Source organism: Burkholderia crassaminum (genome assembly GCF_964265005.1).
Lineage (GTDB): Bacteria > Pseudomonadota > Gammaproteobacteria > Burkholderiales > Burkholderiaceae > Burkholderia.
Map to the genome: position 1 here is coordinate 1532641 of NZ_OZ183799.1, position 23650 is coordinate 1556290.

At 70.4% G+C, this 23650-nt stretch carries 17 protein-coding genes; 12 read left to right on the top strand and 5 right to left on the bottom strand.

Annotated elements, in window-relative coordinates:
* The first annotated feature begins 183 nt into the window (after positions 1 to 183).
* The gene (locus ACPTTF_RS07085) at positions 184 to 2013 is read left to right on the top strand and encodes a methyl-accepting chemotaxis protein (RefSeq protein ID WP_166962982.1); all 1830 of its coding nucleotides are present in this window, start codon (positions 184 to 186) and stop codon (positions 2011 to 2013) included.
* A 77-nt stretch (positions 2014 to 2090) separates the two neighbouring features.
* Here the strand turns inward: ACPTTF_RS07085 and ACPTTF_RS07090 are convergent, their stop codons facing one another.
* The gene (locus tag ACPTTF_RS07090; protein ID WP_423370707.1) at positions 2091 to 2882 is read right to left on the bottom strand and encodes a response regulator transcription factor; all 792 of its coding nucleotides are present in this window, start codon (positions 2880 to 2882) and stop codon (positions 2091 to 2093) included.
* 215 nt (positions 2883 to 3097) lie between these two features.
* On the opposite strand from ACPTTF_RS07090, the gene ACPTTF_RS07095 reads away from it, so the two are divergent.
* The 4 genes from ACPTTF_RS07095 to ACPTTF_RS07110 are packed head-to-tail and all read left to right on the top strand — an operon-like array spanning position 3098 to position 8218.
* Positions 3098 to 5449, top strand: a complete 2352-nt coding sequence (locus ACPTTF_RS07095; RefSeq protein ID WP_423370708.1) for a hypothetical protein — start codon at positions 3098 to 3100, stop codon at positions 5447 to 5449.
* Entirely contained in the window at positions 5446 to 6666 is a 1221-nt protein-coding gene (locus tag ACPTTF_RS07100) for a hypothetical protein (RefSeq protein ID WP_423370709.1), read from the top strand. Before ACPTTF_RS07095 ends, ACPTTF_RS07100 begins: the two co-directional genes overlap by 4 nt.
* A gap of 13 nt (positions 6667 to 6679) precedes the next feature.
* Entirely contained in the window at positions 6680 to 7351 is a 672-nt protein-coding gene (locus ACPTTF_RS07105) for a DUF1266 domain-containing protein (RefSeq protein WP_208102165.1), read from the top strand.
* 60 nt (positions 7352 to 7411) lie between these two features.
* Positions 7412 to 8218 (top strand): topoisomerase IV, encoded by an 807-nt coding sequence (locus ACPTTF_RS07110; protein ID WP_423370710.1) that lies wholly within the window; start codon positions 7412 to 7414, stop codon positions 8216 to 8218.
* A 42-nt stretch (positions 8219 to 8260) separates the two neighbouring features.
* Here ACPTTF_RS07110 and ACPTTF_RS07115 read toward each other — a convergent pair whose 3' ends face one another.
* From ACPTTF_RS07115 to ACPTTF_RS07125, 3 genes are all read right to left on the bottom strand, one after another.
* Entirely contained in the window at positions 8261 to 9190 is a 930-nt protein-coding gene (locus ACPTTF_RS07115; RefSeq protein ID WP_423370711.1) for a phosphatidate cytidylyltransferase, read from the bottom strand.
* Between the two features lie 37 nt (positions 9191 to 9227).
* Entirely contained in the window at positions 9228 to 9860 is a 633-nt protein-coding gene (locus tag ACPTTF_RS07120; protein WP_166962972.1) for a lysophospholipid acyltransferase family protein, read from the bottom strand.
* A 96-nt stretch (positions 9861 to 9956) separates the two neighbouring features.
* On the bottom strand, positions 9957 to 10187 hold the full coding sequence (locus tag ACPTTF_RS07125; protein WP_166962970.1) for a hypothetical protein: 231 nt from the start codon (positions 10185 to 10187) through the stop codon (positions 9957 to 9959).
* Positions 10188 to 10321: 134 nt separating this feature from the next.
* Here ACPTTF_RS07125 and ACPTTF_RS07130 point away from each other — a divergent pair, with 134 nt between their 5' ends.
* The 4 genes from ACPTTF_RS07130 (at position 10322) to ACPTTF_RS07145 (ending at position 14651) form a co-directional block, all read left to right on the top strand.
* Complete coding sequence (locus ACPTTF_RS07130; protein ID WP_166962968.1) at positions 10322 to 10927, top strand: CDP-alcohol phosphatidyltransferase family protein; 606 nt, start codon at positions 10322 to 10324, stop codon at positions 10925 to 10927.
* Positions 10928 to 11017: 90 nt separating this feature from the next.
* On the top strand, positions 11018 to 12787 hold the full coding sequence (locus tag ACPTTF_RS07135) for a bifunctional alpha/beta hydrolase/class I SAM-dependent methyltransferase (RefSeq protein WP_423370712.1): 1770 nt from the start codon (positions 11018 to 11020) through the stop codon (positions 12785 to 12787).
* Positions 12784 to 14199: a phosphatase PAP2/dual specificity phosphatase family protein gene (locus ACPTTF_RS07140; protein ID WP_423370713.1), complete on the top strand. Its 1416-nt coding sequence runs from the start codon at positions 12784 to 12786 to the stop codon at positions 14197 to 14199. The genes ACPTTF_RS07135 and ACPTTF_RS07140 overlap by 4 nt, the downstream gene beginning before the upstream one ends.
* Complete coding sequence (locus ACPTTF_RS07145) at positions 14199 to 14651, top strand: hypothetical protein (RefSeq protein ID WP_423370714.1); 453 nt, start codon at positions 14199 to 14201, stop codon at positions 14649 to 14651. The genes ACPTTF_RS07140 and ACPTTF_RS07145 overlap by 1 nt, the downstream gene beginning before the upstream one ends.
* 86 nt (positions 14652 to 14737) lie before the next feature.
* Here the strand turns inward: ACPTTF_RS07145 and ACPTTF_RS07150 are convergent, their stop codons facing one another.
* Positions 14738 to 15760, bottom strand: a complete 1023-nt coding sequence (locus ACPTTF_RS07150; RefSeq protein ID WP_166962960.1) for a sensor domain-containing diguanylate cyclase — start codon at positions 15758 to 15760, stop codon at positions 14738 to 14740.
* A gap of 478 nt (positions 15761 to 16238) precedes the next feature.
* Between ACPTTF_RS07150 and bcsB the strand changes: the two genes are divergently transcribed.
* The 3 genes from bcsB to ACPTTF_RS07165 are packed head-to-tail and all read left to right on the top strand — an operon-like array spanning position 16239 to position 23650.
* A complete protein-coding gene (bcsB, locus tag ACPTTF_RS07155) occupies positions 16239 to 18551 on the top strand; it encodes a cellulose biosynthesis cyclic di-GMP-binding regulatory protein BcsB (RefSeq protein ID WP_423370715.1) in 2313 nt (770 codons plus the stop codon).
* 3 nt (positions 18552 to 18554) lie between these two features.
* Positions 18555 to 19784, top strand: coding sequence for a cellulose synthase complex periplasmic endoglucanase BcsZ (gene bcsZ / locus ACPTTF_RS07160; protein WP_423370716.1), 1230 nt, complete (start codon positions 18555 to 18557; stop codon positions 19782 to 19784).
* Complete coding sequence (locus tag ACPTTF_RS07165; RefSeq protein ID WP_423370717.1) at positions 19769 to 23650, top strand: cellulose synthase subunit BcsC-related outer membrane protein; 3882 nt, start codon at positions 19769 to 19771, stop codon at positions 23648 to 23650. The genes bcsZ and ACPTTF_RS07165 overlap by 16 nt, the downstream gene beginning before the upstream one ends.

Consider the following 23650-nt stretch of genomic DNA (forward strand, 5'->3'; position numbering starts at 1 on the left):
CCGCCGGCGTGTTAACCCGTCGGGGGTATCCATCTCGCGTGCCGTCGCCGGCATGGGTTCGCCACTTTTTTTGGGCGGTCTGACCAGTCGAACCTCAAGTTGTGTCGCGGGTGGTCGTTAAGGACGGTTGAGTGCCCATTTGACCCATCGAGAACAACGCGGCAACCGGAGACCACTGTCATCATGCTGTCATCGATTCGCGCCCGGATTCTGGCGACCTGCGTCGCCATCGTGGTCACGGCTTTGGCCGTGACGGGCGGCCTTGTGTACTACGTCGTCAAGCAACACAACGACACGACCATCGACCAGAACCTGCAATCCGTGCTGACCGGCCACGCGCTCGCGCTCGACGAGTGGGTCGCGAGCCGCGCGCAGCAGACCCAGGCGCTCGCCGACACGCTGGCGCCGGGCGAAGGCGACCCGCTGCCGGCGCTGACGCTGCTCGGCAAATCGGGTGGTTTCCAGGTGCTCACGCTCGGCTTGCCGGATCGCACGGCGTACTCGAACGTCCCGCTCGCGGCCGGCTACGATCCGACCGCGCGCCCGTGGTTCAAGCAGGCGGTCGAGGCCGGCCGGCTCGTCGTCACGGCGTTGTACCGCGACGCATCGACCGGCAAGCCCGCCTTCGCGTTCGCCGCACCGATCGTACGCGGCGGCACGCTGAAGGGCGTGCTCGCGGCGAGCCTCTACATGGAGCGCGCGAGCGCGATCGTCGCATCGATGCACCCGACGCCGTCGAGCTTCGCGTTCCTCGTCGACAAGGGCGGGCGCCTGATCGCGGGCGCGAAGACCGATCTGATCATGAAGCCGGCCGCCGAGCTGTCGCCCGAACTGACGCCGGAGCGGCTCGCCAGCTTGCAGACGGTGACCGAACCGGTGGCGATCGACGTGGACGGCGTGACCAAGCTGCTCCGCGCGCGCCCGATCGCCGGGACGGACTGGTCGCTCGTCATCGCGCTCGACCGGTCGGACGTGACGGCCGGCATGCGGGCCGTCGCGACGACGACGCTCATTGCGATCCTCGTCGTCGCCTGCATCGCGGCAGCGCTCGTCGGCGCGCTGACGAACGCGGCATTCAAGCGCGTGCTGCTCGTGCGCGACGCGCTGACCGACGTCGCGAGCGGGAGCGGCGACCTGACGAAGCGGCTGCCGGCCGACGGCGGCGACGAGGCCGCGCAGATCGCGCGCGCCTTCAACCTGTTCGCCGAAAAGATCAGTGCGATCCTGCTGCAGATACGCGGATTCAGCGAATCCGTGAGCGTGGCGAGCGCGGAGATCGCGCAGGGTAACCAGGATCTGTCGAGCCGCACCGAACATGCGGCATCGAGCCTGCAGGAGACGGCGGCGGCGCTCGAGGAGATCGCCGGCACGGCGCGCAACTCGGCCGATTCGGCCACGCAGGTGAGCCGGCTGGCGGAATCGGCGTCGGGCGTTGCCGTGCGCGGCGGCGCGGTGGTGAGCGAGGTGGTCGCGACGATGGGCGAGATCACGAAGGCGTCGGCCGAGATCTCGAACATCATCGGCGTGATCGACGGCATCGCGTTCCAGACCAACATCCTCGCGCTGAATGCGGCCGTCGAGGCGGCGCGCGCGCACGAGCACGGGCGCGGCTTCGCGGTCGTCGCGGGCGAGGTGCGCACGCTCGCGCAACGCAGCGCGGTGGCCGCCCGGGAAATCAAGCAGTTGATCCAGTCGTCCGTCGAGAAGATCGAAGGCGGTTCGGGGCTCGTGCAGACGGCCGGCGCGACGATGGACGAGATCGTCGAGGGTGTGCGCGGCATCACCAGCGTGATCGCGGAAATGACGGTCGCGGCGAACGAGCAGAGCACCGGGCTCGCGCAGGTGAACCAGGCCGTGTCGCAGCTCGATCACTCCACGCAGCAGAACGCGGCCCTCGTCGAGGAATCGGCCGCGGCCGCTGCGCTGTTGCGCGAGCAGGCGGCGCAGCTCGCGCAGACGGTCGGCGAATTCAAGCTCGCGGGTTCGCACCGCGCCGCGACGGCATCGGCATGACCCGGCCGCGGCCGCCGACGGCGGCCGGAAAGCGGCACACAGGGCCGAGCGCGCGCCGGCGGAACGTGCGTCGCGCGCTATCCGTCGGTCTGCGCCTTCAGGAACAGTGAAAACAGCTCCGATTGCGAATTGATCGCGAGCTTCCCGTAGAGGTTGCGGCGATGCACCTTGACCGTTTCGGCGGAAATCGACAGCTTGTTCGCGATTTCCTTGTTCGAGCGGCCGCTCAGGATCAGCCGGATCACGTCGAGTTCGCGCGCGGTCAGCGGCGTGCCGAGCCGCGCCATCGCCTGCTCGAAGCCGTCGTGCGCGCCGGGCCGGCGCGGCGGCGCATGTTCCGCGGACGCGGGCTCGAACGCGAGCCGCTGCCGCATCAGCCCGGCCACCCACGGCCGGATCAGGTCGAGCAGTGCAACCTGCCCGGGGCTGAAGCGCCGCTTGCTGCCGAGCGACAGGCACAGCGTGCGCGCATCGTCGAGCACGACGTTGAACTGCACCTCGTCCTCGACGACGTTGTGCGTGAAATAGCGGGTGTAGTACTCGGTATCGCGAAAGCATTCGGGCGCGACGTCCGATAGCCGGAACAGGCCGCTCTTCGGCGCGTCGCGGTTCGCGATGTAGAACGGGTCGAGCTGGTACAGCCCCTGCACGTAGTCGCGGAACAGCGGGTCGGGGCCGCCGCCTTCGTACGGGCATTCGGCGAACACCTGCGGGCGGCCGTCGCCGAACGTCAGCGCGACCCAGCTGTCGACCACGACGTATTCCTCGATCAGCCGGATCAGCGCCAGCCAGAAGCCCGGCTGGTCGAGCGACTCGATGAGCCGCCCGACCGAACGGTGCCATGCGACATCCTGCAAGGTGAGGTTCATGCGTATTCCGGGGCGGGCAGGACCGTTCGATGCGCATCGCGCTGGCGCACCGTGCGCATCGAACGGATCCGGGAATGAAGAACGAGATCGTAACGCCGCTCGACCCGAATGGCGAGGCCACGCACGGCCACCGTCTCCTGATAAGCTATCGCGATTCCGAGATGGGGAAGTCGATGACCCCCAGCGCCAATACAACTACAAACACCCATATCGATATGACAACGATGACCCTGACGGGCCAGCCGCTCGACACGCTGATGAACCGGCTCGAAGCCGATCTCGAAGAAAGCGATTCGAGCCGCGAGAGCGACCTTGCGGCAAGGCTGCGTGCCCAGCCGTTGCGTGCCGATTCGCTCGATGCGATCGCGCGCCTGCATTCGCTGTGGATGCACGCCGGCGATCCGGCCGCCGCCCGCGCCGTGCTCGACGACGACGGCGCGGGCGTGCACGACGCGGCGCCACCGGAGGCGCGAGCCGATATCCGCATGCAACTCGCGCTATACCGGCTGCGGGTCGCCCGGCACCTGGGCGAAAACGACGCCGTCACGCACGCGATCGGCCAGATGCACGACATCGTGCGCACGTCGCCGACGCTCGATGCCGATCACTTCGTCCGCGCAGACATTTTCGATACGCTGGAATACGACCATGCGGAGCACGCGCTCGACGCGATCGAACTGCGGTATGCGCTGAACGGCGCGATTGCCGAACGGGCCACGTTTCGCGCATGGGACGAGGCGAACCGGCAATGCCTGCGTGCGTGGGCACTGCAGCGTCTCGACCGCGCCGACGACGCGCGTGCGGCGGCCGAGGCCGCGGTGGCTGCCATCGCGTCGGCAGCCGCGGACCAGGACATCGACGCCGACGACTGGCTGCGGATCGGCCGGGCGATGATCGAGATCGCACCGCTGCAGTACGACACGATTCGCCAGGCCGTCGAGTCGCGCATTGCCGACTGGGCGCTGCCGCCGCGCCGCGAAGCCGAGGTGAGGCTGGCGCGGCTTGCCGCGCGGGCGGCGCACGCGCAAGGCGATCTCGCGGGCGCGCTCGCCCGTTGCGAGATGGCGAGCCACAGCCTCGAGTCGGGCGGCTCAGACGACTTCATCGAATACGAACTGCCGTGGCTGCTCGAGGCGGGCCGCTTCGACGAAGCTGGGCGCCGGGCGTTCTTCCACGTGTACCAGATCGAAAGCAGCATGCTCGACCGGGTGGGGCAGATCATCCATGCGCGCCTGGCCGAGCCGACCGACACGTCGGTCTGGTGGCCGTTGTGCGCGATGCGCGCGGCCGGTTTCCAGCCGACGCTCGAGCGGCTCGTCGAACTCGGCGCAGAACGGCCTGACGCGCTGGCCGCGCGTTCGCCGGCGCATGGCGAGATCTTTGCCGCGCTCGGCTCGCTCGAGGGCGACGCGTTGCGCTACGCGATCGCCGACGCCGCGCGCGAGGTCGCACTGCGGCGCGCGCCCGGCCATCCGTGGATCGCCCGGCTCGCGGCGGTGTACGACGGCGAAACCGGCCGCATCGACGCGACGACCCAGGCCGCGCGCCTGCTCGCGGCCGCGCAGGAAGGCGAGATGCACGACAACCGCACCGCGTTCACGCTGACCGAGGCGCGCATTCGGGCGCTGGGCGTTGCTGCCGCGATGAAACTGCCACCGCCGTCGCTGCGCAGCGGATTGTGGAGCTACGTATTCTCCGGCGCCATCGAGGACAAGGCCGAGGAGGCGATCGACGCGCTGCCGGCCGCGGAACAGGCGGCGGTGCGCGCCGATCTCGAGCGCCTGCGGATCGCCGCCTACGAGCAGGGCCGCGCGTGCATGGAGCGCTTCTTCGAGACGGGCAAAGGGCATCCTTACGATGCGTGTGCGCACCTGTATTCGATGCTCTGCAACAACCTCGCGATCCTCTATCGCGGCGTCGAGCGTTACGACGACGCGCTGGTCCTGCATCGCAACGGGATCGCGGCGAGTTCGTTTGCCGAGCATTACGACGGGGTCCGCTATGTGCTCGCCAGTCAGGGCAAGGACGAAGAGATGCTCGAGGCCGCCGAGCAGTTGTGGCACTACGCCGCCGAATACGGCTACAGCCGGCACGAGCCGAACTGGTACGTACGCGACGTGGTACGCGCGCTGTACCGTGTCGAGCGCTGCAACGAATTGCCGATCTGGCTCGAACGCCTCGTCGGCTGGCAGCGCGAGCACAACCAGTTCGACGGCAGCCTGCCCGACGAGGCACTGGTTGCCCGCCTCGTGTTCGCGGCCCACATGGCGGAGTCGCACCCGGACCAGGCGTCGGCGCTGTACGACGCCGCGCGTGCGCAGGCCGACGCGTCGCGCGATCTGGACGTGCTGATCCGGGTCGCCGACGCGGCGTACGAACTGGGCCGCCAGCCGGACGTGAAATATTTCTACGAACGTGTGCTGGCTGGCAACCGGCACGCCGCCGAACCGCTCGACCTGAAGGTGGACGTGATCGAGCGGCGGATCCGCGAGGCCGGCGCGCCGCCTCCGGCGCCGGGCCCGACGGCGGCCGCGCCGAACAAGCGCTGGTGGAAGTTCTGGCAATGACGGCCGCCGGTCGGCAGGTCGGTTATGCGCCGCGCAACGCGTTGAACGCCGATGCGCTGAAAGCGGCAATCGCTGCGCGCAGCACCGCGCGAGGCGATGCCGACGCGGTGCGCGCGTGGCTGCTCAACCATTTCTACCGGCATGTCGTCGCGAACTTCGAGCCCGTGCGCACGATCGGGTCGCTCGACGATGCGCGGCAGGCACTCGGCCAGGCCGCGCCGCCGGCGTGGGTCGCGCGGCGCTTCGGTGCGGACGCGAAGACGATCGGCGAGGCCGACGCCGGCAGGCAGGCACCCGTCGTATGGGTCGACCCGGGCGATCCGCAGCTCCTCGCGCTCGAAACCACGCTCGTCGAGTTTCTCGAATCGCGCAATGGGACCGGGCTCGAGGGCAAGCTCGACCGCGTCAATTGCCCGCAGGCGCTCGCGATGTGGGAGCGCGAGCATGCCGAGATGGCGACCCGGATCGCGCGCGGCTGGCGCGAGAGCCAGCCCGATGCGCTGCGCACGTGGTGTGAAACCGCGAACGGGCGCTTCGTCGAATTCCTGCCCGACAGCGCACTGCTGCGCGCCGAAATGGCGTTCGAGAGTTACGTGATGCGCCATTGCCTCGGCCAGTTCGCCGACCGGCAAGCGCTGGCGGGCGGCTACGGCGGGCGCTACGCGGAAGCGATCGAGGCGCGCACGCTGCGGCTGCTGAGCTTCCGGGATGCGAGCGGCCAGCCGCACATCACGATCAGTGTCGCGGTGCGTGCCGACGGGGGTCTCGACGTCGATCAGGTCAAGGGCAAGCAGAACCGGCCGCCGGTCGAGCGCTATGTCGACGACGTGCTGGCCTGCCTGAATGCGCTGGGGACGACGGATCGCACGCCGCCCGATTGCATCGCGCTCGGTGTCGTCCATACGGCATCGGGGTGGTGCAGGATCGAGGACGTGGCGGATGCCGCGTCGCAAGCACGGCTCGTCGCACGCCATCCGCAATTGTTCGGGCGGCTCGCCGAGCCGACGCCGACCGTCGAGTGGCTGGTTGCCGCGCGGCAGCCCGAACTGTTGCAGGCGCGGCCGCCGCGTGCCGGTTCGGTGCGTTACGCGGTGCGCGCGACGCTGGCGCCCGCGGTGCCGTCCACACCACCGGACGGCGCACGGCCCGCCTTTGCAACCGAGAACGTGCGCTGGCCCGGCTACGACGCGCCGCGTGGCGCCAGTGCCGGCGAATGACAGGGCGAAGACCATGATATTCAAACTGATCGTTGCCTTGTTCGTCCTGTGGCGTATCGTCCGCTACTTCCGCCGGCGCGGGGCGCGCCATTCGACCTTGTCCGCCCGCAAGCGCTGGGCGCTGCTGCTCGCGCATCCGTACGTGGAAGCGACGGGGTTCGCGGGTTTCGACGATGCGGATACGAGCCACCTGAACGACACGTCGCGCAAGTTCCTGCGCGCGCAGATGCTGCACCAGATGGAGTTGCGCACCGACGCGACGGACGACGATGCGCGCGCGCACCTGGCACGCGTGCTCGAGACGCAGTGGTTTCGCGCCGACCTGCATGCGCTGCAGCCGACCGACGACCCGCGCGCGGCACTCGCGTTCGCCGGTGCGCGGATGGCGTTCCTCGCGCGCGTGGCGATGCTGATGGGCTGGACCGAGCCGGACACCGCATGGCGCGTGTTGTTGCTCAACGCGCAGCGCGCGCAGGATTGTTTCGACAGCTGGACGGATTTCGGTAGCGCATACGTCGCGGGCCGCAAGCAGTGGGTGGCCGGGTTTCGCGCCGATCCGTTCGGCAAGGCGTTCGACGACGCCACGCTGCAGCGCTGGCTCGCCCCGGGTGACGGTGCGTGGGGGCAGGCGGCGTGGCCGGGGCTGGCGGCGTTCGATCCCGAGCCGGTCGCGCAGCCACGGTGATGCGTTGATGCCGCCTGCCGTTTGTTTCCTGCACCGCTTTTCATCCCGATCGACGCCGACATGATTTCATCCGTTCATCCCCTGTTGCGACGTCTGGCGCTGTCCGTTGCGTGCGCGGTGCCGGCGTCGGTGTTGCCCGCGGCGGCGCACGCGGGCGAGCCGGCCGCGGCCGACCGCCTGCTGCGCACGTTTCTCCACGACAGCTACGGCAACTGGCGCGCGGACCGCAAGGGCTGGCAGTCGGACGCGGGCGATTTCATCTATTCGCCGTGTGGGTCGCTGCGCGTCGCGACCGCCGACGGCCCGCGGTATCTGCTCGCGGTGTGCGGCGAAACCGAGGCGGCCATGCAGAACGGGATGCCGGGGATGGATTCGGAAGGCACGACGGGCACCATCGACCTGTACGTGCTGAAGCCCGCGGCGGACGGCAAGACGCTCGAACCGGTGGTGAAGAAGACGGATATCGCGTCCGGCAAGCGCGGCGAGCCGGGTACGGTGCACATCGAGCGGTACGGCCCGCACCTGTTCGGCTTCACGATCGGCGACGGCGTCACGCTGCAGGGCTATACGATGGCGATGCGGTCGATCTGGCTGCCGGTCGGCAACGCGATCGTCGAAGCGGCGCCGCGCATCAACGAAGCGCTCGACAACACGGGGTCGCTCGATTGCGGGAACGCGAAACCGCATTGCGAGAGCCGGACGTTCACGATCGTGCCCGACACGACCGGCACCGGCGACGTCTATCTGTTGACCGTCACGGAAACGGGCTCGCGCGGCGACAAGGACCTCCACGCGCGCTACACGGTGAAGTTCGACGCGGCGCGCGGCCGCTACGTCGTGCCGAAGGTATTGCGCGAAGGATACTGATCGTCCGCGCGAAGGAGCGGACGGCGCGATGCCGCCCGCGCGTCACACGTACAGATACCGCACGAGGTGGAAGAACACCGGCGCGGCGAAGCAGACCGAGTCGACGCGATCGAGCATGCCGCCGTGGCCCGCGATCATCGAACCCCAGTCCTTGGTGCCGAGCGAGCGCTTGACGGCCGACAGCACGAGGCCGCCGACGAAGCCCGCGATCACGATCGCGAGCGAGATCCCGAACGCGGCGCCGAAACTGAACGGCGTCACGCGATACAGCGACGCGCCGCACAGCGTCGCGAGCAGTCCGCCGCCGACGAAACCCTCGATCGTCTTGGACGGCGACAGCTGCGGTGCGATCTTGCGCTTCCCGAACAGTTTGCCGACGACATACTGCAGCACGTCGCTGACCTGCACGACGAACAGGAAGAAGAACAGCAGCAGCGCGTTCTGCCCCGCGTAGTGTGGAATGTCGAGGATCAGCACGGCCGGCGCGTGGCTCAGCCCGTACACGCACACCATCAGCGCCCAGTTGATCTTCGCGTTGCGGCTCAGGAATTCGCGCGTGTCCTGCGTGAGCGCCGACACGAGCGACATCGCGAAGAACAGGTGCACGGGCACGAAGATCGAATACATCCCGTACCAGTCGATCCCGAGCAGCAGGTACTGCACGGGGATCGCGACGAAGAACGCGATGAACAGCGTCGTGTGGTCGCTCGCGGTCGTCGGCGTGAGCGTGATGAATTCGCGCAGCGTCAGGTAGGACAGCACCGCGAACACGAGATACGTGATGTTGTTGCCGAGGCTGATCGCGATGACCATGATCGCGATCATCGCCCACCACGCACGGATGCGCTGGTTCAGGTTGACGATGGTCGCGCTCGTGCCGCCGCTGCGCGCGCCGAGGATCGCGCCGATCACGGTGGCGATGACGAGCACGCCCGTGACGCCCGCGACCAGTTCCCAGAAAAGAGTTCGCATGGGGATATCCGCAAAAAGGGAGAGGAGGGGGCGGGGTTCAGCCGGCCGGCCGCTGCGGCGGCGCGAGCGCGACGATCGCGTCGCGCATGCGGGCGAGGAACGTCGGCTTGTCTTCCTGGGCGCCGAGCGCATCGTTCGCGCCGAAGTGCACCTTGCAGATCAGCGGCACCGGCCAGATCGCACCCTTCGGCATGATCCGTTGCAGGTTCTCGAGATAGACGGGCGCGAGCGCGACGTCCGGAAACTCGGTCGCGAGGTGGAACAGCCCGCTCTTGAACGGCTGCGGCAGGATCTCCGCGCCACGCGTGCCTTCCGGGAAGATGATGATCGAATGGCCCTGCTTGAGCGCGTCGCGCACCGGGTCGAGCGGGTCCCCACCGGATTCGCGATGGCGATCGATCAGCACGACGTTCAGCAGCTTCTGCGCGATGTGGCGCTTCATGTCGCTGCTGTCCCAGTAGTCGCGCGCGGCGACCGGGCGCACGACCGCGCGCACGTTGCGCGGCAGCGCGGCGAGAATCGCGAGCGTGTCGATGTGGCTCGTGTGGTTCGAGAAGTAGATCTTCTGCGTCGGGGATGGCGGCGCCTGATGCCAGACCGGATACGCGCCGGCGACGAGCCGCACGATGGACAGCAGGAAATCGCGCTGCCAGACATTGAGAATGTTCATCGGCGCAGCGCCCCCTGCCTGCCTGCATGGCCCGCTGCGCGGCGGGCGGGACCCCGGAATGCCGGTGCGGCAGGATGCGCGCCGGACGGTCCTTGTTTAAATTTTTTCAAATTCGTGGCTGCCTGTCGCAGGTCCGCGATAATCGGACGATTCGCCGCCACACGCTGTTGCGTCCCGGCGAATGCGCCGGTCGGCGGCGTGATAATCGGCTGTTGCACGAGTGCCCGTTTGCAGTTCGAATGGATCGTGCTGCGATCGGGCCAGCGGATTATCGCGAGTTTCCGTCAAAAACGCCAGATTGGCGCCACGCTTGCGGGCCGGGCGCATGCTTGACGCATCGGGGCCGCTCGGCGACGATTAGGGCCGTCCATGGAAGGCCGTCCAGGGCCGTTTCGCCGCCTGGGGCATGGCGGCGGGAAAAGTGTCCGACTGTGCCGCGCGAATAGAACGAATACGAAACGATGAGCCTCTACGCACTCAAACCCAAATTCCAGAACCGTCTGCGCCCGTTCGCGAACTCGCTCGCCGAGCGCGGCGTCACGGCCAACCAGGTCACGCTGTTCGCGGCCGGCGGCTCGATCGTCGTCGGCGCGCTCGCCGGGCTCGGCGTGTTCGCCCGCGCGCTGTTCCTGCTGATCCCGCTGTGGCTGTTCGCGCGGATGGCGCTCAATGCGATCGACGGGATGCTCGCGCGCGAGCACAACCAGAAGAGCACGCTTGGCGCGTACCTGAACGAACTCGGCGACGTCGTGTCCGACGTCGCCCTGGTATTGCCGTTTCTCGCGATCCCGGCGTTCGCTCCGGCAGACGTCTGGCTGTTCGCGCTGACGGCGGTAATCGTCGAATGCGCGGGGCTGATCGGCCCGCTGGTCGGCGTGAGCCGCCGCTACGACGGCCCGTTCGGCAAGAGCGACCGCGCGCTCGCCCTCGGCGCGTTCGCGCTGTGGATCGGGCTCGGGTTTCCGGTCGGCGGGCTCGCCGCCTGGCTGTGGCGGTTGCTGATCGTGCTGTCGATCGTGACCGTGGTGCGGCGCGTGCAGGCCGGCATCGCGGAAAAGGGCGGTTGAAAGGGCAGTAAAGGCAGTGACAGGCAGTTGCGGTACCGGGCGCCGGAGGGCGGCGCACCAAGATACGCATAACGAAACGAGAGAAAACGCATGAGCGCACGCATGGCCCGCGAGGCCGACTTCATCACGCACGACGGCGAAACGCTGTTCTATCGTCACTGGCCCGCAACGGGCCCGCGTTGCCGCGGCGCCATCGTGCTGCTGCATCGCGGCCACGAACATTCGGCGCGCGTCGCACACCTCGTCGACGAGCTCGACCTGCCCGATTTCGCGTTCTTCGCGTGGGATGCGCGCGGCCACGGCCGCTCGCCCGGCGCGCGCGGCTACAGCCCGAGCGCGGCCGCGTCGGTGCGCGACCTGCAGACCTTCGTCGAACATATCCGCGACACGCACGGCATCGCGATCGAGGACATGGCCGTGGTCGGCCAGAGCGTCGGCGCGGTGCTCGCGGCCACCTGGGCGCACGACTACGCGCCGCCGATCCGCGCGCTCGTCGTCGCATCGCCGGCGTTCCACATCAAGCTCTACGTGCCGTTCGCGCGGCCGGGCCTGCGGCTGATGCACAAGCTGCGCGGGCTGTTCTACGTGAACAGCTACGTGAAGCCGAAATTCCTCACGCACGATCCCGAGCGGATCGCGAGCTATGCGTCCGATCCGCTGATCACGCGGCCGATCGCGGTCAACATGCTGCTCGACCTGCACGACACCGCGCAGCGGATCGTCGCCGATGCGGCCGCGATCACCGTGCCGACGCAGCTGCTGATCTCGGGCGCCGACTGGGTCGTGCATCGCGGCCCGCAGGACCGCTTCTTCGAACGCCTCGGCTCCGCGCGCAAGGAGCGCATCGTGCTGCCGGGCTTCTATCACGACACGCTCGGCGAACGCGACCGCGCGCAGGCGCTCGCGCCGCTGCGTGCGTTCGTGCTGCGCGAATTCGATGCGCCGAGCCCGCGCGTGTCGCTCGCCGAAGCCGACCGGCGCGGCGCGTTCCACGACGAATACGCGGCGCTCGGCCGGCCGCCCGCGAATGCGTTCGCGCGTGCGTACTGGGCGCTCACGCGGGCCGGCCTGAAGGCGGGCGGCGTGCTGTCGGACGGTATCGCGCTCGGGCTGCGGCTCGGCTTCGATTCGGGCTCGACGCTCGACTACGTGTACCGCAACCGCGCGCAGGGGCGCCTCGGCGTCGGCGCGCTGATCGACCGCACCTATCTCGATTCGCCGGGCTGGATCGGCATCCGCCAGCGCAAGGTGCATCTGCAGGAACTGATCGGCGCGGCGATCGGCCGCTTGCGCGGCCACGGCACGCCGGTGCGGATCGTCGACATCGCGGCCGGCCACGGGCGCTACGTGCTGGATGCGATCGCGACGGCCGCCGAGCGCGACGGCGCGGCGCCCGACGACATCACGCTGCGCGACTACAGCCCGCCGAACGTCGAGGCCGGGCGCGTGCTGATCGCGCAGCGCGGGCTCGAGCCGATCGCGCGCTTCGAGCGCGGCGACGCGTTCGACGAGGCGTCGCTCGCGACGCTCGAGCCGCGTCCGACGCTCGCGATCGTGTCGGGCCTCTACGAGCTGTTCGGCGAGAACGCGCTGATCGAGCGCTCGCTGCGCGGGCTCGCGCAGGCCGTGCCGCCGGGCGGTTATCTCGTCTATACGGGGCAGCCGTGGCATCCGCAGCTCGAATTCATCGCGCGCGCACTGAACAATCACCGCGGCGAGGCGACCTGGGTGATGCGCCGCCGCTCGCAGGCCGAGATGGACGAACTCGTCGCGCGCGCGGGTTTCCGCAAGCTCGACCAGCGGATCGACGAAATGGGCATCTTCACGGTCAGCCTCGCGCAGCGGGTCGACGCGTCATGAGCGCGCTCGACGGCGGCGCGAGCGGCCTCGCCGAGCCGGCCGCCGCCGCCGGCGAGCGCGACGCGTCGTTCGCGCTGCGCCTCGGCTGGCTCGCGGTGATGGGGGCCGTGTTCTTCTCGACCTACGGCTTCGCGAACTGGCTCGCCGCGCGTCGCGCAGCGGTGCCGACCTTCGCGTTCGGCTGGGAGCACGCGATCCCGTTCGTGCCGTGGACGATCGTGCCGTACTGGTCGATCGACCTGCTGTATGCGCTGTCGTTCTTCTTCTGGACGCGCCGCGTCGACCTGCTCGATCACGTGAAGCGGCTGTTGACCGTGCAACTGATATCGGTCGCGTGCTTCATCGTGTGGCCGCTGCGCTTCGGGTTCGAGCGGCCCGACGCGGGCGGCGTGGCCGGTGCGCTGTTCACGCTGCTGATGGGGTTCGACAAGCCGTTCAACCAGGCGCCGTCGCTGCACATCGGGCTGCTCGTCGTGCTGTGGGCCGTTTATGCGAAGCATCTGCGCGGCAGGCTCGCGCGCGTCGTGCTGCACCTGTGGTTCGTGGCGATCGGCGTGTCGGTGCTGACGACCTACCAGCATCACGCAATCGACGTGCCGACCGGTGCGGCCGTCGGCTGTCTCGCGCTGTTCCTGTTTCCGCTGCGCGATGCCGCGGGCCGGTTGCCGCTCGCCGATGCGTTGCCGGGGGCACCGGGCGCGGCCGGCCGTGCGCTCGCGCGCCGCTATGCGCTCGGTGCGGCGGCGGTCGCGCTCGTGGCGCTCTGGTGCGTGCCGCGCGCGCCCGGCTGGGCGCTGGCGGCCGGGTGGGTCGCGCTGGCGCTCGCGTGTGTCGCGTGGATCTACCGGCGCGGCGCACCCGGCGCATTCCAGAAGGACGCGCACGGGCGTTTCCCGGTCGTCATCCGCTGGCTGCTCGCGCCGACGATCGCCGGCGCATTCGTCAATTCGCGGCTGTGGACGTTCCGGCAGCCGGCGCCGGTGCGGATCGACGAACGCGTGTCGATCGGCCGCACGCCGACCACGCGCGACGTACGCCGCCACGGTTTCACGGCACTGGTCGACCTGACGGCCGAAATGCCCCGCTGGGCGGCGGCCGATGCGTCGCTCGCCTATGCGGCCGTGCCGCAGCTCGACCTCGTCGCGCCGACGGCCGCGCAGCTCGCGCAGGCCGTCGCGGCGCTCGAACGCCTGCACGGGGAAGGGCGCGACGTGCTCGTCTGCTGCGCGCTCGGCTACGGGCGCAGTGTGCTGTGCGCGGCCGCGTGGCTGGCGGTGCGACGCGGGTTCGGCGATGCGCGCGACGCGCTGGCCGCGGTGCGCGCGGTGCGGCCGCATGCGGTGTGGTCGGACGACGGCGTGGCCGTGCTGCAGCACTGGATCGATCGCCGTCGCAGCGCGGGAGGCGTGTGATGCGCGACCCGTCCGCGCCATTCAGGATTGCCGCCGCGCGCGGCGCGCTCGATGCGGGCGCGTGGGCGATCGCGGCCGCGCTGGCCGCGGCCGGTGCGGGCGGGTGGATCGCGTCGGGCTGGGCGCCGGCGACGGTCGCGCGCGTGCTGCTGGCCGTCGTCAGCACCGGGTCGGGGATCGCGGCGCTGTGGTATGCGGTGCGGATCGAGATCGACCGCCGGCTGTTCGCCGCGCTCGCGCGCGCGGCGGCAGGCGACGCATCGATCGACGACGGGCTCGCGGCGCTCGACCGCGCGCTCACCGATCTCGGCTGGATCGACGCTTCGAAGGCCGGACGTGCGCTCGACGCCCGCGTGCGCGGCGCGGTCGGGCTGTGCCGGGCCGCTGTGCTCGTCGCGATCGTGCAGTGGCTCGTGGTCGGGCTCGCGATCGCCGTTCCGCAGATCGGCTAGTCAGCGAACGTTCAAGCCCGCCGCGGGCGGTTGAGGACGTTGTTCTGCCCGCCGGCCCGTCAAGGCAGCAGCACGTCGAGTACGCGTTACGCGTGAGCCGTCCGCTGCGACCGCGTGCGCTTCACTTCATACATCGCCTGGTCCGCATGCTCGATCAGCGCGGTCATGTCGGTGCCGTCGTCGGGCAGCAGCGCGATCCCGACGCTGACGCCGAGCCGCAGCGGGCGTCCCTCGAATTCGAACGGTTCGCCGACCTGGCGCGCGAGCCGCGCGCTTTGCGCATGCGCATCGTCGCGGTTGCCGATGTTCGGCAGGATCACCGCGAATTCGTCGCCGCCGATGCGCGCGACCGTGTCCGAGCGCCGCACCGCCCCCTGCATCCGCGTGGCGATCTCGCGCAGCGCCGCATCGCCCGCGCGATGGCCGAACCCGTCGTTGATCGGCTTCAGCCCGTCCATGTCGATGTTGAGGATGCCGAGCCGGCCGTTCGCGCGCAGCGTCGTGTGCATCGACTGCCGCAGGCGGTCGTAGAACAGCGCGCGGTTCGGCAGGCCCGTGAGCGCGTCGTGTGTCGCGCGCAGGTAGAGTTCGTTCGCCTCGTTGCGCGCCGCGTGGAACATCGCGGCGGCGATCAGGTCGGCCGTCAGCCGCAGCGTGCCGGCGTCGGCTTGCGAAAAGCCGTCGACTTCCGGCGACATCACCTTCAGCACGCCGACCGTCGTGTCCGCATGGGTGAGCGGCATCACGAGCATCGAGCGCAGGCCGACACGCCGGCATGCGTCGCGATCGACGCGCGGGTCGGTTTCCGAGTCGATGCAGTGCAGCAACTCGCCTTGCTGCACGCACAGTCCCGACAGGCTGCCCGAGCGCCGCAGCCGCAGGCCGAGCATCCCGGCCGCGGTGCCCGATGCTGCGCGGTACACCATGTCGTCGCCCTCGGCGAATTCGACCGCGGCGGCGCTCGCGCCGGTGAGCTGCGGCACCTGCTCGGCCACATAAGCCATCACGCTGCCGAGGTCGAGGCCGAGCTTCGCGATCTCGGTCTGCGCGGCGATGATGCGCAGCAGCGTGTCGGGGGACGGGGTGGCGGAGTCGGCGATTTGATTCAAGTCAGTTTTCCATGAAAGAAAGCACGTCCGGCGGCGCGGGATTGCGGTAGCATACGCGCCGCTTCGCGGCAGCGCGCTCCGGGGCGGTCTGCAACGGACCGCCCGCCGGCCAGCCGTATCGCGCCAGCAGTATGCCGTTCGGCCCGTCGGGCGACAACGGCGCAATTCTTACCATTCGTCCCTCTCGCGCAGCATTTCCGACTGGATTGAGGCTTTTTTCGCTTCATCGTCGCGAATCGGGGTAAGTTTTGTCCTATTTTTGAGATAGTGTGACGAATGGGCGTGTGCCGGTGCCAGGCGCGCGTGCAGCACGGTGACAGGCGATTAAAGAAATCGCCGCATCGTTTCGATAAATGAATCAGGCCAGTTAGATATGAGGGGAAGCAGTGGGGATGTTCACTCACGGGCATAGCTGCTTTGCGCGCATCGGATTCGATGCGACGGATGACCGGATGATCCTGATGAAACGGAGCGGCGCATGAAGCCGGCCGTGTCGTTGCTCGTCCTGTCGGCCGCGATGGTCGGCGCGCTTCACGCGGCCGCGCTGTCGGCCGCGCCGATCCCGGCCGTGCCGGCCGCCGCTGCGGCCTCCGGCACAGCGCCGGCGCCGGTGCTCGCGGCCGCGCCTGCGGCGGCCAGCGCGCCGTCCGCCGGCCAGCCGGCGACTACGGTGCACCTGCCGTTCGCGTCGCTCGGCGCGTTCGATCCGCTGCGCCTGCGCGGCGCCGACGACGCGCGCACGATCAACGCGGGCGTGCGGCTCGACCGCGTGGTCACCGGCGCGCGGCTGCGCCTGACCTACGCGTATTCGCCGTCGCTGGTGTTCCCGATGTCGCACCTGAAGGTGTCGGTGAACGGCGAGGTGATCGCGACCGTCCCGTTCGACGCCGCACAGGCGGGTCGCACGGTCACGCAGGAAATCCCGATCGATCCGCGCTATTTCTCGGATTTCAACCAGATCGGCCTGCGCCTGATCGCGCACTACACGCTCGACCATTGCGAGGACCCGACGAACTCGGCGCTGTGGGCCGACGTGAGCCCGAAGAGCGAGCTGATCCTCGACGAGTCGCCGGTGCGCCTGCCGAACGATCTCGCGCTGCTGCCTGCGCCGTTCTTCGACCGGCGCGACAACGGCCGCGTGCGGCTGCCGTTCGTGCTGCCGGCGTCGCCGGATTCGGCCACGCTGCGCAGCGCGGGCGTGCTCGCGTCGTGGTTCGGCGCGCTGGCCGACTACCGGCATGCGCGGTTCCCGGTGTCGTCCGGGCTGCCGGCGGACGACCAGGCGGTGGTGATCGGCACGGCCGCGACGCTGCCGGCCGGCCTTGCGCTGCCGTCGATCAACGGCCCGCTGCTCGCGGTGGCCGACAACCCGGCCGCGCCGGGGCGCAAGCTGCTGGTCGTCACGGGCCGCACGGCGGCCGAGGTCGACGATGCGGTCGCGACGCTCGTGCTGGGCCGCGTGGCGCTGTCGGGGCCGGCGGCGACGGTCGCGCACGTCGATCTCGGCGCGCCGCGCAAGCCGTACGACGCGCCGCGCTGGCTGCCCGTGAACCGGCCGATCGCGTTCCGCGAGCTCGTATCCGATACGCGCGACCTGGAAGTGCGCGGCACGACGCCCGACGCAATCCGCCTGAACCTGCGCGTGCCGTCCGATCTGCATTCGTGGAACGGCGCGGGCGTGCCGATCACGCTGCGCTACCGCTACACGGCCCCGACCGTGCAGGACAACTCGACGCTCGCCGTCGAGATCAACGAGCAGCTCGTGAAGTCGTACCGGCTCGGGCCGGCCCATGCCGAGGACGCGCACGGCCGCATGCAGCTGCCGCTGCTGTCGGTGCCGGAAGGGCGCGTGACGAGCGACGTCGACATCCCGGCGTTCCGGGTCGGCAGCGGCAACCAGCTGCAGTTCCGCTTCACGCTCGACTCGCAGAAGACGGGCCTGTGCTCGAGCACGGCGAGCGAGCCGCAGCGCGCGGCGATCGATCCCGATTCGACGATCGACTTCTCGCACTTCGTCCATTACGCGCAATTGCCGAACCTCGCGTTCTTCGCCAACAGCGGCTTCCCGTTCACGCGCTTCGCCGACCTGTCGCAGACGGCCGTCGTGATGCCTGACCGGCCGTCGCCGCAGGAGCTCGAGGCCTACCTGACGATGCTCGGCCACATGGGCGAATGGACCGGGTTTCCGGCCCTGCGCGTGCAGGTCGCGCGGCCCGGCGACGTCGCCGCGCTGTCGGGCAGCAAGGATCTGCTCGTGATCGACGGTTCGCCCACGTCGCCGCTGCTCGCGCACTGGCGCTCGGCGTTGCCGCTCGTGATCGGCGAGCAAGGCAGCGCGGGCGGCGAAGGCGCCGCGCGCATCGCGTTCTCGGTGAAGGAGCGCTGGCGCAACGGCGTCGGCCTCGCCGAAGGCGGCGCGCATATCGAACAGACGGGCTCGCTCGCGGCGCTCGCCGGGTTCGAGTTGCCGGGCAGCCGGGGGCGCAGCGTGGTCGCGCTGACCGCGACCGACCAGCCGCGTCTCGGCGATCTGCTCGACGTGTTCGAGAGCGCCGGGCTCGTGTCGCAGCTGCAGGGCGACCTCGCGCTGGTGCGGCCGGGGCAGGTCGACAGCCTGCGCGTCGGTGAGCCTTACGTGGTCGGCTTCGTGCCGTGGTATGCGCGCGTGTGGACGCAGGCGGCGCGGCATCCGGTCGTGCTCGGCGCGGTCGGCGTCGTCGCCGGGCTGCTGCTCGCGCTCGGCGTGTTCAGCGTGCTGCAGAGAATCGCCGCGCGTCGACGGGGGATGTAACGGATGGCGCGGGTTATGGCGAAGCGACGGGCAACGCGGCCGGCGCGGCGCGTCGGCGCGGCACTCGCGCTGGCGGTGGCGCTCACGTGCGCGGGAGCCGGCATGGCCACGCGCGCGCAGGCCGCGGGGGCCCGTGCTGCCGACGCGACCGACGCGGGATGCGGCGCGGCGTGGCCGCGCTGGGACGCGTTCAAGCGCGATTTCATCTCGGCCGACGGCCGCGTGATCGACGTCGGTTCGGCCGATTCACGCACGGTGTCGGAGGGGCAGGCGTATGGACTTTTCTTCGCGCTGGTCGCGAACGACAGGCGCATGTTCGACACGATCCTCGCATGGACCGAGAACAATCTCGCGCAGGGCGACCTGAGCGCGCACCTGCCGGCGTGGCTGTGGGGCCGTGCGCCCGACGGCGCGTGGCGCGTGCTCGACGCGAACGCGGCGTCGGACGCCGACTTGTGGATCGCGTATGCACTCGTCGAGGCCGGGCGGCTGTGGCACGAGCGCAGCTACACGGCGCGCGGCGCGTTGCTCGCGAAGCGCGTGCTCGACGTCGAGACGGCGAGCGTGCCGGGCCTCGGCCTCACGCTGCTGCCGGGGCCGACGGGGTTCAAGCTGGCCGACGGCCAGTGGCGCGTGAACCCGAGCTATTCGCCGCCGCAGGTGATCCGCGCGCTCGGTGCGCGGCTGCCCGACGACCGGCGCTGGGCCGCGCTCGCCTCCAGCACCGGGCGCGTGCTGCTCGACACCGCACCGAAAGGCTTTTCACCCGACTGGGCGTTGTATCGCGCGGGCACGGGTTTCGGGCCCGATCGCGAGACACATGCGGAGAGCGCGTACAACGCGATCCGCGTGTATCTGTGGGCCGGCATGCTCGACCGCGCCGATCCGCTCGCCGCGCCGCTGCTCGCGCGTTTTGCGCCGTTCGCCGACTACATCGCCGCGCATGGCGCGCCGCCGGAGAAGGTCGATACGACGACGGGCGTCGCGGGGCCGAACGACGGCAACGGCGGGTTTTCGGCGGCCGCCGTGCCGTTCCTCGACGCGCGCGGCCAGCGCGCGCTCGCGGATGCCCAGGCGGCGCGTGTCGATACGCTCGCGCGCCAGTCGGCGCCCGGTTACTACACGAGCGTGCTGACGCTGTTCGGGCTCGGCTGGCGCGATGGCCTTTACCGGTTCGGCGCGGACGGCACGCTCGATACCCGTTGGGGAGGCCGTTCGTGCGCCGCCCGCTGAAGCGCGCCGCGCCGCACGTCGCGGGATTCGCGTGGCTCGCGTCGTCGGTGTGCGCGGCGGCGCCGGGCACCGCACCGGACGCGACGATGGCGACCCGCGCGACGCCGGCGACCTCCGCGTCCGCCGATGCGCAGCGTCAGCTCGACACCGCGCGGATGTGGGGCGTCAAGCATCGCGACGACCTCGCGCGCGATGCGTTGCGCAAGGGGCTGCTGATCGCGCCGGGCGATCCCGACCTGCTGGCCGAACAGGTTCGTGTGCTGCTGCGGCTCGGCGACGCGAAAGGCGCGCAGGCCTCGCTCGCGCGCCTGCAGGCGCAGTCGCCGAATGCGCCCGCCACGCGGCGGGCCGCCGACGAATATCAGGTTGCGACGAGCGGGCGCGGCGAGATGGCGCAGATCCGTCTGCTCGCGCGCAGCGGCCGTTCCGACGAAGCGGCCCGGCGGATCGTCGCGCTGTTTCCGAACGGCGCGCCGGAGGGCGCACTCGGCGCCGAGTACTACCAGATCGTGTCGAATGCGCCGGGCGGGCGCGAGCCGGCGATCGCCGCGCTGCGCCGCGCGATCGCGGCCGACCCGCAGGACACGAGTGCGGCGATGGCGCTCGCGCGGCTCCTGAACCAGCGCGCCGACACGCGCCCGGAGGCGAACCGGCTCGCGTGGACGCTCGCGAAACGCGCCGACGCCGACCATACCGAGGCGATGGCCCTGTGGCGGCGCGTGCTGCAGTCGGCCGGCAACGATCCCGCGTATCTCGACGGGCTGCATGCGTATCTCGCGCTCGTGCCGGACGACACCGAATTCGTCGACCGCGTGGCGGCACTGGATCGCCAGCGCGACGCGCAGCGCCGGCTCGAACGCAACCCCGACTACATCGCGCAGCAGCGCGGCCTGCAGGCGCTCGCGCGCGGCGACCTGGCCGGTGCCGATCCGCTGCTGACACGCGCCGCGCGAGCGCGCGCGGACGACGCCGACGCGCTCGGCGGGCTCGGCCTGCTGCGCCTGCGCGAAGGGCGGCACGACGAAGCGCGCGCGCTGTTCACGCGCGCCGCGGCGCTCGCGCCCGACCAGCGCGGCAAATGGCAGGGCCTCGCGCGCACCGCGCAGTTCTGGGGGCTGCTCGCGCAAGGCCGCGCGGCGGCCGCCGCGGGACGTGCGCAGGACGCGGAGCGAGCAGCCCGTGCGGCACTCGCGATGCAGCCGAACAGCCCGGATGCGAAGCTGCAGCTTGCCGATGCGTTGCTCGCGCAGCGCGACTGGGCGCGCGCGGAGCCGTTGTTGCGCGAGCTGCTGGCCGCGCGTACGCCGACCCTCGGGGCCGTGCGCGACACGGCCACGCTGTATCAGAACACCGGCCGCGCGGACCGGATCGGCCCGTTGCTCGACGCGCTGCAAGGCCGCGTGACGGGCCGCGACGACCGACGTGCGCTCGACGGCCTGCGTGCGGATCTGCTCGCGGACCAGGCGCGCGCGCTGGCGGACAAGGGCGAACGCGGGCCAGCCGCGCAGCGCTACGAGGCGGCCGTGCGCGTGGCGCCCGACGCCCCGTGGACGCGCTTCGCGCTCGCGCGCCTTTATCGCGACATGGGGCTGCCGCAGCTCGGCCGTACTGTGATGGACGACGGGCTCGCACAAGGCGCGACGCCCGAGATGCGCTACGCGACCGCGCTGTATCGCAATTCGCTCGACGACGTGGCGGGTGCGCAGGCCGCGCTCGCGCCGGTCGACGACGCGCACCGTTCGGACGGGATGCGCGCGCTCGCGCGCAAGCTCGATGCGCAAGGCGCGCTCGCCGACGCACGCGGTGCGCTCGCGCGCGGCGACCGCACGGCGTTCGCCGCGTCGCTCGCACAGGCGCAGGCGAGTGCGCCGGACGATCCCGACATGCTCGCCGCGATCGGCGCGCAGTGGATCGACGCAGGCGAGCCGGATCGCGGCCTCGCGCCGTTGCACGACTGGATCGCCGCCCACCCGCGCGAAGCCGATACGGACGTGCGGCTGCGCTATGGCGACCTGCTCGGCAGTGCGGGGCGCGACGACGCGCTTGCCGCGTGGCTCGACACGCTGCGCCGGGAACCGTCGCTGACGCCCGCGCAGACGGCGCGGATCGACGACCAGTCGCTGCGGCTCGTGTTGCGGCAGACGGACGATGCGATCGCGCAGCAGGATTACGCGCAGGCGCGCAAGCGGCTCGATCGTGCGAGCCCGGTCGGCCGCGCGGACAAGCGCTATGCGCTCGAACTGGCCGATCTCGAACGCGCGCAAGGCCATTACGACGCGGCGCGCGATGCGCTCGCGCCGGTCGTCGCGCGCACGCCGGACGATGCGGATACGCAGCTCGCACTGGCACGCATCGACGAGGACAGCGGCAACCGTGCCGCCGCGCTTGCGCGCGTGCAGGCGGTGCTCGCGCGCACGCCGGACGACGACGTCGACACGCAACTGTCGGCCGTGCGCCGGCTGAATGCGCTGCGCCGCGCGGACGAAGCCGTGCAGGTGACCGACCGGCTGCATGCCGCGTATCCGGCGCGCGCCGACGTGACGGTCGCGGCCGGACGCGTGGCCGAGGTGCAGGGCCGCTATGACGACGCGGCGTCGCTGTACCGGTTGTCGCAGTCGCAGGAGCGCGCGACGGGCGTGAGCCCGGGCCGCGACGGCCTGACGCCCGCGCAGGCCGCGTTCGCGGATCTCGCGCAGCGGCGCAATCCCGAGATCGAGACCGGCTGGACGCCCGCGTACAAGTCGGGTGACGAAGGCATCTCGTCGTATCGCGCGCAGCAGGTGCCGATCTACGTGCAGATGCCGATCCGCTACGACGGGCACGTGTTCGCCCAGATCGACACCGTGCATCTCGACCCGGGCACACTCGATACGAGCGACCCGAACGCGTATTCGCTCCAGACATTCGGCACCTACGCGGCGCTCAAGGCGCAGAACGCGCTGACGCCCGCATCGATCGCGAATCCGCCAGGCTCGCTGCACCAGACGGCCACGGGCGTCGCGCTCGGCACCGGCTATCTGACGGACGCATGGCGTTTCGATCTCGGCACGTCGCCGCTCGGTTTTCCCGTGCATTACCTCGTCGGGGGCGTGCGCTATCGCTTCGACGCGGGCCCGGCCAGTTTCTCGGTGAACGCGTCGCGGCGCCCGGAAACGAGCAGCGTGCTGTCGTACTCGGGGATGCGCGACCCGTGGACGGGCGCGGTCTGGGGCGGCGTGCGCCGCGACGGCGTGAACCTGCGCGCGTCGGTCGACGTCGGCCGCACGAACCTGTTCGCGGAACTCGGCGCGGGCGTGCTGTCCGGCCGCAACGTCGAACGCAACGCGGAAGTCACGCTGCGCACGGGCTTCACGATGCCCGTGTACGAGCGCGCGACGATGAAGGTCAGCACCGGGCTCGTCGGCAATGCGTGGCATTACGCGGAGAACCTGCGCTATTACACGTACGGGCAGGGCGGTTACTACAGCCCGCAACGCTACCTGTCGCTCGGCGTGCCGATCGAATGGGCGGGGCGGCACGATGCGTTGTCGTGGGACCTGACCTTCACGGGCGGGATCTCGAACAGCTACGAGAAGGATTCGCTGTATTACCCGATGTCCTCGGACCAGCGGGCCGCGCAGGTGGCGGCCGGGTTCGTGTACGCGGGCAGCTCGACGCGCGGCGTGTCGTTCTCGTACGGCATCAACGGGATCGTCGAGTACCGCGTGAACCCGCACCTGAGTGTCGGCGCGCAGCTGCAAGTCGACCGCTCGCACGACTACGCGCCGAGTTCGGCGCTCGTGTACCTGCGCTATGCGTTCGACGCGCGTGCGCCACGCAGCTGGCTCGTCACGCCGACGCCGGTGCGGCTTTATTCGGATTACTAG